The organism is Acinetobacter sp. BMW17, from assembly GCF_001592855.1.
GTDB classification, from domain to species: domain Bacteria; phylum Pseudomonadota; class Gammaproteobacteria; order Pseudomonadales; family Moraxellaceae; genus Acinetobacter; species Acinetobacter johnsonii.
Window position 1 is genome coordinate 42,083 of sequence record NZ_LSOD01000031.1, and the last position, 11,516, is coordinate 53,598.

The 11,516-nt window shown below is 39.5% G+C and carries 12 protein-coding genes; 2 read left to right on the plus strand and 10 right to left on the minus strand.

Annotated features, from left to right (window positions below):
- Positions 1 to 13 precede the first annotated feature (13 nt).
- Positions 14 to 1,105: a histidinol-phosphate transaminase gene (gene hisC, locus AXW61_RS09965; protein ID WP_062034193.1), complete on the minus strand. Its 1,092-nt coding sequence runs from the start codon at positions 1,103 to 1,105 to the stop codon at positions 14 to 16.
- A gap of 174 nt (positions 1,106 to 1,279) precedes the next feature.
- Positions 1,280 to 2,581: a histidinol dehydrogenase gene (gene hisD, locus AXW61_RS09970; protein WP_171254070.1), complete on the minus strand. Its 1,302-nt coding sequence runs from the start codon at positions 2,579 to 2,581 to the stop codon at positions 1,280 to 1,282.
- A 150-nt stretch (positions 2,582 to 2,731) separates the two neighbouring features.
- On the opposite strand from hisD, the gene AXW61_RS09975 reads away from it, so the two are divergent.
- Positions 2,732 to 3,100: a nuclear transport factor 2 family protein gene (locus tag AXW61_RS09975; RefSeq protein WP_240487454.1), complete on the plus strand. Its 369-nt coding sequence runs from the start codon at positions 2,732 to 2,734 to the stop codon at positions 3,098 to 3,100.
- Positions 3,101 to 3,174: 74 nt separating this feature from the next.
- On the opposite strand, the gene hisG is transcribed toward AXW61_RS09975, so the two are convergent.
- The 5 genes from hisG to AXW61_RS10000 all read right to left on the minus strand — a co-directional run bounded on the left by hisG (position 3,175) and on the right by AXW61_RS10000 (position 7,485).
- Positions 3,175 to 3,876 carry an ATP phosphoribosyltransferase gene (hisG, locus tag AXW61_RS09980; RefSeq protein WP_062034195.1) on the minus strand — a complete coding sequence of 234 codons (702 nt, stop codon included), beginning with the start codon at positions 3,874 to 3,876 and terminating at the stop codon, positions 3,175 to 3,177.
- On the minus strand, positions 3,873 to 5,132 hold the full coding sequence (murA, locus tag AXW61_RS09985) for a UDP-N-acetylglucosamine 1-carboxyvinyltransferase (RefSeq protein ID WP_062034196.1): 1,260 nt from the start codon (positions 5,130 to 5,132) through the stop codon (positions 3,873 to 3,875). The genes hisG and murA overlap by 4 nt, the downstream gene beginning before the upstream one ends.
- Positions 5,133 to 5,138: 6 nt before the next feature.
- Entirely contained in the window at positions 5,139 to 5,390 is a 252-nt protein-coding gene (gene ibaG / locus AXW61_RS09990; protein ID WP_004695019.1) for a BolA family iron metabolism protein IbaG, read from the minus strand.
- A 136-nt stretch (positions 5,391 to 5,526) separates the two neighbouring features.
- Positions 5,527 to 5,859: a ribosome-associated translation inhibitor RaiA gene (gene raiA / locus AXW61_RS09995; protein ID WP_004695021.1), complete on the minus strand. Its 333-nt coding sequence runs from the start codon at positions 5,857 to 5,859 to the stop codon at positions 5,527 to 5,529.
- A gap of 171 nt (positions 5,860 to 6,030) precedes the next feature.
- A complete protein-coding gene (locus AXW61_RS10000; RefSeq protein WP_005400217.1) occupies positions 6,031 to 7,485 on the minus strand; it encodes an RNA polymerase factor sigma-54 in 1,455 nt (484 codons plus the stop codon).
- A 325-nt stretch (positions 7,486 to 7,810) separates the two neighbouring features.
- Between AXW61_RS10000 and AXW61_RS10005 the strand changes: the two genes are divergently transcribed.
- Entirely contained in the window at positions 7,811 to 8,365 is a 555-nt protein-coding gene (locus AXW61_RS10005; protein WP_062034197.1) for a DJ-1/PfpI family protein, read from the plus strand.
- Positions 8,366 to 8,418: 53 nt separating this feature from the next.
- Here the strand turns inward: AXW61_RS10005 and AXW61_RS10010 are convergent, their stop codons facing one another.
- The 3 genes from AXW61_RS10010 to AXW61_RS10020 form a co-directional block, all read right to left on the minus strand.
- Positions 8,419 to 8,730, minus strand: coding sequence for an ankyrin repeat domain-containing protein (locus AXW61_RS10010; RefSeq protein ID WP_062034198.1), 312 nt, complete (start codon positions 8,728 to 8,730; stop codon positions 8,419 to 8,421).
- A 61-nt stretch (positions 8,731 to 8,791) separates the two neighbouring features.
- The gene (locus tag AXW61_RS10015; RefSeq protein ID WP_155858668.1) at positions 8,792 to 9,526 is read right to left on the minus strand and encodes a hypothetical protein; all 735 of its coding nucleotides are present in this window, start codon (positions 9,524 to 9,526) and stop codon (positions 8,792 to 8,794) included.
- Between the two features lie 157 nt (positions 9,527 to 9,683).
- Positions 9,684 to 11,033, minus strand: coding sequence for an aromatic acid/H+ symport family MFS transporter (locus AXW61_RS10020; RefSeq protein WP_062034200.1), 1,350 nt, complete (start codon positions 11,031 to 11,033; stop codon positions 9,684 to 9,686).
- Between the last annotated feature and the right edge of the window lie 483 nt (positions 11,034 to 11,516).

Consider the following 11,516-nt stretch of genomic DNA (forward strand, 5'->3'; position numbering starts at 1 on the left):
AACTGTTGAAAGTTTATTTTAAAATATCATTTTTCAATGTATCGACTAAGCGTTGATTTTGTTCATCAGTTCCAACCGTGATACGTAAAAACTGGTTAATACGCGGTTTATTGAAATAACGCACAATAATGCCTTGTTCACGTAATTCAGCCGCTAATTCACCCGCATCTTTGCTAGGCAATGATGCAAAGATAAAGTTGGCACTTGATGGTAAAACGTTAAAGCCCAGTGCGGTCAATTGTTCAACCAAATGTTCACGGCTTTGAATCACTTTTTGATTTTGTGCTTCGAAATAAGCTTGATCTTCAAATGATGCAACCGCAGCGGCTATCGCAAAACGGTCCATCGGATAAGAGTTAAAACTATTCTTCACCGCTTCAAGTGCCGCAATCAAATGCGGTTGAGCAATCGCAAAACCAACCCGTAAACCCGCCAGTGAGCGAGACTTAGACGTGGTTTGGCACACCACCAAGTTCTCATATTTTTCCACCAAACTGACTGCCGATTCAGCACCAAAGTCTACATAAGCTTCATCAATCACCACCACTGAATTTGGGTTGGCCTGAAGTACTTCCTCAATTGCTGCCAAACCAATATCAATACTGGTTGGTGCATTTGGATTGGTGATAATAATGCCGCCATTGGCTTGTTTATAGTTATCCACCACAATTTCAAAGTCATCATTGAGTGGTAAAATTTTGGTTTTGACCCCAAAGAATTGGCTATAAACAGGATAGAAGCTATAGGTAATATCAGGGTAAAGTAAAGGCAGCTCTTGCACAAAAAAAGCTTTAAAAATATGCGCTAAGACCTCATCTGAACCATTGCCAACAAAGACATTTTCAACCGCAACATTTTGTTGTTTCGCAATCGCTTGCTTTAACGCAGAAGCATCTGGATCTGGATATAAACGCAGTACATCTGCTGAGTTTGCCAAGACTGCTTGAACAGCCTCCACCACTTTTGGTGAGGGTGGATATGGGTTTTCGTTGGTATTGAGCTTCAATAAATTTTGAATTTTCGGTTGTTCGCCTGGCACATACGGTTCTAATTCGCGTACTTCAGGACTCCAAAAACGCATTTGTTCTGTAGTAATGTTAAACATTGTCTATCTCATTTATGCACTCAACTTACTTTTATATAAGCCCTCTCCTGCTAGGAGAGGGTTTGGGAGAGGTTTATGATGTCCCAAACTGAATTAAATATTTTCCCCTCTCCTAACCTCTCCCATAGGGAGAGGAACATTCATTACTGAACAAATGAGGGATCTAAATTTATATTATTGATAACGATAACGTGCCGAACGCGCATGCGCATCTAAGTTTTCTTCTTGCGCTAAGATATCTGCGGTTTTCGCCAAAGTTTTCACACCTTGCTCAGAGCACATAATCAAACTTGAACGCTTTTGGAAATCATATACACCCAGCGGCGAAGAAAAGCGTGCCGTACCTGAAGTTGGCAAAACGTGGTTTGGCCCTGCACAATAGTCGCCAATCGCTTCTGGCGTATAACGCCCCATAAAGATTGCGCCTGCATGGCGAATATCTTCAGCCATTTCCTGTGCTTCATCTAAGCAAAGCTCTAAATGCTCAGGGGCAACTTGATTAATCAGCTCAACTGCTTCAGCGCGGTCTTTCACAAGCACTAATGCGCCACGATTGGCAATCGATGTACGCGCAATCTCCGCTTTAGGTAAAGCTTGTAAATGCGCTTCAATAGCCAGTTCTACTTCATTTAACAGCTGTTCATCCGGTGTGATAAACACTGCTTGCGCCACAGTATCGTGTTCAGCTTGGGACAATAAATCCATTGCCAACCATTGTGCATTATTTACGCCTTCGGCATAAACTAAAATTTCAGATGGCCCTGCAATCATGTCGATACCGACCTGTCCGAATACCGCACGTTTCGCAGCCGCGACAAAACGGTTACCTGGTCCTGTAATCTTATCTACTGCTGGAATCGTTTCTGTACCATAGGCTAAAGCTGCAACTGCTTGCGCTCCACCAATGGTAAAGACACGGCTGACGCCAGCCAAATAAGCAGCTGCTAATACCAATGGATTCAACTCACCATTCGGTGCAGGTACGACCATAATAATTTCAGGTACACCCGCCACATGCGCAGGCACAGCATTCATCAGTACAGAAGACGGATAAGATGCCAAACCACCAGGTACATAAATACCAACGCGATCTAAAGGCGTTACTTTTTGCCCAAGTGTGTTCCCTAAGGCATCCACATAGGTCCAGCCTTCTTGTTTTTGCGCTTGGTGAAACTCACGAATACGGTTTGCAGCAAGCTCTAACGCCTCACGGACTTCAGTACTCAAACCCTCAAAAGCAGTTTTTAATTGTTCTTGAGTCAGTTCTAAATCTGAGAATTGATGCGCGGGATGTCGATCGAACTGTTGAGTGAGTTTAAGAACATGAGCATTACCATGCTGACGAACATCAGCGATGATTTGATCTACGGTTTTTAAAAGTTCTGGGTCACTCACGGTTTCAAAAGCCAACAAATCAGCAAAGACTTGTTTAAAGTTCTGATCTTGAGTCGATAAACGTCGCATCAATTTATCCACAATGAAAATAAAGGGAAGCTTTAGTTTACCTTGTTTCCTGTATTTTGTGGGCAACAATCCTCCAGCTAAACGCGGAGTGTAATGAAAAATTACTTTTAACTTCATCGGTAAATGAATGTGATCATGATTTTTAAACTAGAATTATTAAACATGACTAAAAAACAGGCAAAAGAGATGACCCTCACGGACATAGCCACATATTTTTCAACGGGACAATTTAGCTCAATCCAACAGCATTTTTCAGAAACCATTACATGGGAAATTGTGGGTGAACAACAGCTTTCAGGTTTTGATCAAGTGCTCAAGCATTGCCAGTCTATCGAGCATTATTTTACGACGGTCGCGCATGAGTTCCATATTCAAGCAATTCATCAAACGGGTCATCATGTGATTGTTCAAGGTGAAGCGCAATTTCATAACACCCAGCAGACATCCCGAATTTCTGCTTGTGATGTCTATACTTTTAACAATTTGAATCAACTGGCTCAAATTCAATCCTATTGTATTTCAATCCAATAAAAATATTAAAAAATGAGTAGGTACAAAAAAACCGCCATCATCGATAGCGGTTTCTTTAAATGAAAAAGATCAACTTATTTGTTTTTTAACGCTTCACGTTCAGCAACTGCTGTTTCTAACTGTGCAAGAATTGGGTTTAACAATACTTGCTTACGTTTGAAACTTGCCTTGTTCACGATCAAACGTGAAGACACTTTACAAATCTCTTCCAAAGGTTCTAAACCATTGGCACGTAAAGTATTCCCAGTATCGACCACGTCAACAATGTAATCGCCCAAACCTACCAACGGTGCAAGTTCCATTGAACCGTACAACTTAATCACATCGACTTGCTCACCTAAGCTTGCATAGTACTGACGGGTTAAGTTTACGTATTTGGTGGCAATTTTTAAACGCCCTTTGGGACGCTCCATGCCAACTTTGCCTGCAGTCATCAGTTTACATACTGCGATTTTTAGATCGAGTGGTTCATAAACGTTTTGTGCGCCATGTTCCATAAGCACGTCTTTACCCGCAACACCAATATCCGCCGCACCATTTTCCACATAGGTGGGTACGTCAGAAGCACGTAAAATTAAAATACGGACTTGTTTATGGGTGGTTGGAAAAATTAACTTACGTGACTTATCAGGATCTTCCAGTAAGTTAATTCCAGCCGTTTCAAGTAAAGGTAGGGTTTCTTTTAAAATACGACCTTTACTCAATGCCAATGTTAAACCATGATCAAAATTGCCCATTACGTCAAAATTTGGATCATCGTTTCTCATATCGCTCATGAACTTACTCGCTTAATTTGGGCGCCTATACCTTGTAATTTCGCTTCGACATCTTCATAACCGCGGTCAATATGATAGATACGATCAATCAGCGTCTCACCATTCGCAGCAAGTGCAGCTAACACCAGCGAGAAAGAAGCGCGTAAATCTGTTGCCATCACAGGTGCGGCAGAAAGTTTCTCTACACCCGTCACGACAGCATCATTACCTTCGACCTGAATATTGGCACCCATACGTGACAATTCAGGTACGTGCATAAAACGGTTTTCAAAAATCGTTTCAGAAATAGTAGCAAAACCACGACCAATCGCATTAACTGCCATAATCTGTGCTTGCATATCAGTTGGGAAGTCAGGATGTGGTAGCGTTTGGAAGCTGACTGCTTTCGGGCGTTTACCCATCATATCCAGTTCGATCCAATCATCACCACGGGTCACTTCCGCGCCCATTTCTTCAAACTTTTCTAAAACTGATTCCATCAATGTTGGATCAGTATGTGTGGTTTTTACACGACCACCGGTAATGGCCGCAGCAGCCAAATACGAACCCGTTTCAATACGGTCAGCAACTACAGCGTATTCACAGCCATGTAGTTTTTCAACACCTGTTACCACTAAGGTATCAGTATCTAAACCTTCAATTTTTGCACCCATCGCGATCAACATTTTCGCAAGGTCCGTAATTTCAGGTTCACGTGCCGCATTACGAATCGTAGTCACGCCTTCTGCCAATGCCGCAGCCATTAAGATATTTTCGGTACCACCCACGGTCACCATATCAAAAACGACTTCACCACCTTTCAGACGGCCATCAACTTTAGCGTGTACATAACCGGCTTCAACTTCAATCTCTGCGCCTAAAGCTTCTAAAGCTTTTAAATGTTGATCGACTGGACGCGAGCCAATCGCACATCCACCCGGCAAAGACACTTTTGCACTACCATAGCGCGCCACCAATGGGCCCAGCACTAAAATAGATGCACGCATGGTTTTCACCAATTCATACGGTGCAAACTGATTGTCCAGTGTCGAGGTATCCGCAGTAACCGTGTCACCTTCGTAGGTCATGGTAATCCCTAGACCACCAATCAACTGCACCAAGGTATTTACATCTTTTAAATGCGGCACATTGGTGAGCTTGGTTGGGGTTTCAGGTAAAATCATTGCTGCAAGCAACGGCAAAGCAGCATTTTTAGCACCCGAAATACGAACTTCGCCTTCGAGCTTAGTGCCACCTTGAATTAAAAATTTATCCATCTAATTTTAAGCTCCGAATAAGCTTGCTTTACGCCATTCTTCTTTAGTCATTGCACGAATAGTCACCGCATGCACTTCGCCACTTGCGATATAAGAATTTAATGGTGCATAAACAGCTTGCTGACGTGCAACAGGACGTTTGCCTTCGAATTGGTCGTCGACAATACGTAAGTCAAACTTTCCGCCTTGCCCACTAACTGCAACTTCAGCTTCAGGAAAAGCAGCTTTTAAAATTTCAGTGAGCTGTTCACTATTCATCACAAAGACCTCTTATAGGACCAACGGTGTAAAAACCTGCCATTTTACTATAAATCTGAAAAATAAATCATAAACCCGCACACTTTATATATAAAAAAAGAGGTTTTAAAAAACCTCTTTTTGCATAAAAATCAAACTAAATAGCGATCGGTTGGTAAACTTGCTGCATTTTACGGTGCTTATCGAGCTGTCTTTTTAGTTTTTCTGATAATTTTTTAATCGACGTATACATATCATCTGCTGAAGCCTGAGCAAAAAATTCAATGCCCGGCAAACGGATAATTGCTTCTGCAATATGATTGCTACTGCCTTTTTTAGTATGTTTATCGACCTGATGATCCTTGGTTAATTTCACCTGCATACTGTTCACCTGATCAATATGCTTGGTCATTTCTGCAAATTTGCAGCGAATGGTATCTTCAATAGCTGGGGTAATGCTCAAATGATGTCCACGAATTGTTATTTGCATATATCTATCCCTCACCTTCATTAGGATTAATGAGGAAAAGCCAAGACGATTTAATGACTGCAAAATAACCAGCACGCATAGAAACATCAAATCATTTTAGCCATTCCTTAAAGAAAAAAGAGGTTCATTATGTTGTCATAATGAACCTCTAGAATAGTCAGATTTTAAATTTTAGATCAAGACTTTTCGTTCAGAAGATGACGGAATATGTAACGATTCGCGATACTTTGCCACTGTCCGACGCGCTACATCAATTCCATCGTCCTTTAACAGATTGGCAATTGCGTTATCAGACAAAGGCTTACGTGCATTCTCTTCAGCAATCAATTTTTTAATCTTGGCGCGAATTGCAGTTGAAGATGCCTCACCGCCTGACGTTGTACCCACATGGCTTGAAAAGAAATATTTCAATTCGAACAAGCCGCGTGGCGTCAGCATATATTTGTTGGTGGTCACCCGAGAAACGGTTGACTCATGCAATTCAACTTCTTCTGCAATATCCCGAAGTACCAAAGGCTTCATCCCTTCAGCACCAATTTCTAAAAAGGCACGCTGATGTTCAATGATACACGTCGCCACTTTCAGTAAAGTTTTATGGCGTTCATCGACACTTTTAATAAAGTTTTTCGCATCCAACATTTGATTACGTAAGTATTGATTATCTTCACTTTGATCAGCACGCTTAATCATATTGGCATAAAACGAGTTCACACGAAGTTTTGGCATCACATCAGGATTTAAAGCCACTTGCCATTGTTCGTTTTTCTTCATTACCACGACATCAGGAATTTGATAATCTGAGTCTTTATCTTCAAACTCAAGCCCTGGATGCGCTTTTAGGGTTTTCAATAAATCAACCGCACACTTGAGCTGCTCTTGATTTAAACCCGTTTGTTTGATCAGTTTCGCCAGTTCATTGCTGATCAATAGTTCATAGTTTTTCAGCAGATTCATAGCATCATTTCGACAAGCAGTCTGCATTGGTAAGGCTTCCAACTGCACCATTAAACACTCTGCAAGATTCCGCGCCCCAACTCCGAGTGGGTCTAAACGCTGAATATGCTTGAGCACTACAACCACTTCGTCATCTTCGACTTCGTCGTCATAGTCCATGCTTGTTAAAAGATGTTGAACTGAAGTCGTTATTTCTGAAATATCACTGTCTAAAAAACCTTTATCGTCCAACGAGTCAATAATGCAATAAGCAATCAACATATCTACTTGCGAAAAATGCAACAGATTGATTTGCTCGAGCATATGCTCTTTTAAGCCCAAATGACCTTGGCGATTATCTTCTCGTTCTTCAAACTCTGCTGCGCCCAAACTGGTCGGTTGATGGGTATAGACATCATCCCAGTCGGTATCGACTGGTAAATCATCGGGTAAATGGTCGGCGTTGAGTTCGTTGGTTAAATCCTTCTTATCCTGTTCTTGCTCTTGCACACTGGATAAGCTTTCGATAGATGACTGTTCTTCTACTTTTTCTAAGAGTGGATTGCTGTCGAGTTGAATCTGAATTTCTTGTTCAAGTTCAAGGCTCGACAATTGAAGCAATCGAATAGCTTGTTGTAATTGGGGGGTTAGCGACAAAGAGTTCGAAACTTTCAATCCAACCGATAACTTCATAAAACCCTACTCATCAATACAACTATTTTTAAAGCACGCTTTATAAGCAATTTTTGTGCCGTTTTATTTTTTATAGCATAGAAAATTCAAAAAACCTACATTTTTTGAGCAGATTGTTTTTCATTTTCTGTCTAGTTTCGAACTTTATGGATGTCTTAATGCATATCAATTATTGAAAAGGCTCATTAAAACCTTCACACAGTCTAAAGTTACACGGAACACTGCATCGACTACTTTCACTTACTTACAAGAGTCCGTTAAATCAAAACATCGGTATCATTCTGCTTTGTTAGGCTAAAGCATAGACATTTTTTAGGTGATTTACATGACTCAAAAAGCATTGTTCATAACCTCAAATATAGGCGTAGAACATGATGAGCTAATTCAGCCTCTCCATTTTCTACAGTCCAAAGGCATAGAATGCATTCATGCTGCGACTGAAGCTCGTGATGTTCGAACTCTCAAAATGGACTCAGACTCGGCAGCAAGCTATCCTCCAGCCGTCGATTTGGATCATGTTCATTATGACGACTACGACTTGCTTATTATCCCCGGCGGTGCAGTTAATGCCGATCTATTACGCCACCATCCCAAAGCGCTCGAAATTATCCAAAGTTTTAGCAACCAAGCCAAACCAATAGCTGTGATTAGTCATGCGCCTTGGGTTTTGATTAATGCTGAGCGGATTCAAGCTAAACATCTGACTTCGCATCAAAGTATACGACTCGATCTGAAAAATGCAGGTGCTATATGGGTCGATGAAGCCGTTCACAAATGTAAAGTAGGTGGCGGGACGCTCATCAGCTTACGTAGTCCAGAAGATCTTCCCGCTTTTAATCAAGCGATATTAAAAGAACTTGAATCCAATTCGTCCATTTAAGATGCAAAAAAAGAGCCTGATATTGAGCAGGCTCTTTTATTCATTTTTAAAAGTTACAGACTTTTTAAGTATTCAATAATTTCTACTTGTTCTGCCATTTCAGCCAGTTGAAGCGCAGTATATTCACCTTTGTAATGGACATTCGCGCCTTTTTTAACCAGTAGTTTTACTACATCTAGATAGCCATTTTCAGCCGCCGCTTGGAGAGCACTATAGCCTTCATCATCGGTGGAGTTCACATCTACACCATTGGCGAGACTTTTTTCCACTTCAGTAAGTTCACCTAAAGATGCCCAATACACCAGTTCAGGTAAATGCAGTTCATCATCGTTTTCAGGAATTGGGGAGAATGAGTTGAGTTTCATATATTTTATTCCAAAGCTTTGGATTTATTAAATGCATAAAATACTCTGTGGTCAACAAATATTAAAGCTCTCCATTTTTTTCAATATTATTTTTCACAATATTAAATGCATCTTTAAAGTTCTTATCATACTTACCATGATGCCGATAACCATATCTTTGGTTATAAATATCAGTAAAATCATCATGCCAATGTTCAAATTTACCCTTACGTGCCATTAACGCAACTTTCGGATGAATTTCCCCTTTATACAACTTTTTAAAGTTTTGATCTGAAACAATCACACCTTTAGTTATATATTTACGTACTAAAATTAACTCCATCACTAATTTCCTAAATGCTACCAGCTCACAACCTCCACCAAATCCAACCTGTTCACTAAAATGGATATAGCTATTCAGAACAATAAAATGATGCTCTCTAACTTCTAATAGAATACAAGTTTCACCACGCAAAATTTGGGATCTTACAAAATAAATAATAAATGGTTTTATTTGATCAATACGTTCTAAGCAATCGTAAATACTTATATAAATTTGTTGATCGCACTTAAAAGGATGTCCTTTTCCTTCTGTTAACCACTCATAATTAATTGCAAATGTTTGGGAAAAAATTTCTAAAAATTCTAACTCTAGTTCTTCAATATTTATAAAGTACTTCTCTAAATCACCTACTTTTTTTAATTCTAAAATTTTACTAAACTGAGCTACAGTAAATTTTTCATCTCGTCCTTCATTCATTAATGACAAAACTAAATTTAAGCGATCAGCGATTTCATCTACATCAGTCTTATTCATCTTAAACTTGAGTTTTTTCTTTAAAAGGTCACTTAGAAAATTTGTTAAAAGTCCCAACCCAATCGTTTCAAAAAAAACTCATTTTTTTAAATTTATTAAGATTAAAACAATATAACAAAAAGCCCCCAAAATTTGGAGGCTTTCAATTAAATGACTCTTAAGCTTTCGAAATCGCAGGCTGACTTGCACCAATCTTTTCAGATTCATCCTCATGCATAATCAGTGCAACCGCAATAGCAGTAATCAACACAGGTAAACCCACTGCAATAAAGTTAAAGTGTGCAGGCAAATTCATTCCCAACAAACTACCAATTAAAATTGGTCCAATGATTGCACCCATACGGCCAATCGCAGACGACCAACCAATCCCCGTTGAACGAACAGCAAGTGGATAATACTGGGCGACATAGCTATAAAGCAGCATTTGCGAACCAATGGATGCAGCACCCGCCAAGAATACTAAAATATATAAAAGGAATTGATTCGATTGAAAGCCCATCAAGCTCATCACAACAGCACCCATCATCCCTAAGCACATCAGCACAGGCTTCAAATGAAAGCGATCGGCCAAGATTCCTCCACCCACAATACCAATCACAGCACCAATGTTCATCACCATCATAAACATCAAGCTATTGTCCATTGAGTAACCTGCTGCCATCATTAACTTCGGCAACCAACTGCTTAAAGCATACATAGTCAGTAAACAGGTGAAGAACGCCACCCAAAATAACAAGGTATTTACTGCGCGCCCACGTTTAAATAAGCTCACAACATTTGCAGACTCTGGCACATCAACCTGATGCAACTCAAAAGTTGTATCTTCTTTTACTATCACTGTTGGTGCTAAACGACGAACAATTTTACGTGCTTCCGCCTGACGGTTTTGTTGCACAATAAAAGTCAAAGACTCGGGCAAAAACTTCCAAATAACAGGTAATAACAACAATGGAATACCGGCAATAAAAAACATAATTTGCCAACCAAAACTTGGAGTAAACCACGCACCTAACAATGCAGCCATTACACCACCCACAGCATAACCACTAAACATCGTAGTCACCAAAGTACTACGCATTTTTTGTGGTGCATACTCAGATGTCAGCGCAACAAGGTTTGGCATTACCCCACCAATTCCAAGTCCCGCAAGGAAACGTAAAACCGCAAATTCTGTTGGGTTTGATGCAAAACCACCTGCACAGGTAAGCCCGCTAAAAAGCACAATACAGATCATAATGACTTTTTTACGGCCAATTTTATCCGCCAAAGAGCCAAATATCATTGCACCAAACATCATGCCGGCTAGGGCAGTACTGGCTAGCATTCCCGCCTGTACAGCACTTAAGCCCCAGTCTTCCATTAATAATGGCAATACCACACCATTAATTGCCAAATCATAACCATCAAATAAAATAATTAGCAAACACCAAGCAACAACTTGAAAATGGAAACCCGAAAATTTTGCACGATCAATAATATCATTCACATTCACTGCTTTAACTGACATTATTCACCTCCTATGAGCTATTGTTTCACTGCACTTTAACTAGCGCCCTTCAGTTTTTATAATGTGCTAATTCAGCCCAAACAGAAGTCATTCACTAAAGTAATTTGGTGTTATATTCACACAATTTATAGTGATATAAAAATTCAACATTAGTCTAAATAAATGATTTAATTGGTATTAAAAATAAATAAAACCAACTATTAATACTTGGATTTTCTAATATTAAATAAAATTTAACAATAAAGACGCAATTTAAATTACATATAAATATAGTATTCAGCTGAGAGTAAAAATTAATTCAAAATAGGAATAAAAAATATAAAGTTTAATTTAAATAATAATTATGACTATTTAGGGCATTTTATTTAATTATGATAAATCTCAATTAAACGATTGATTCGTATATTATTTAATATTTTCAGCATAAAAAAATCCCCCTCAGCGATTAGCGGAGGGGGATTTGAATTAATGAGCTGGCGATGA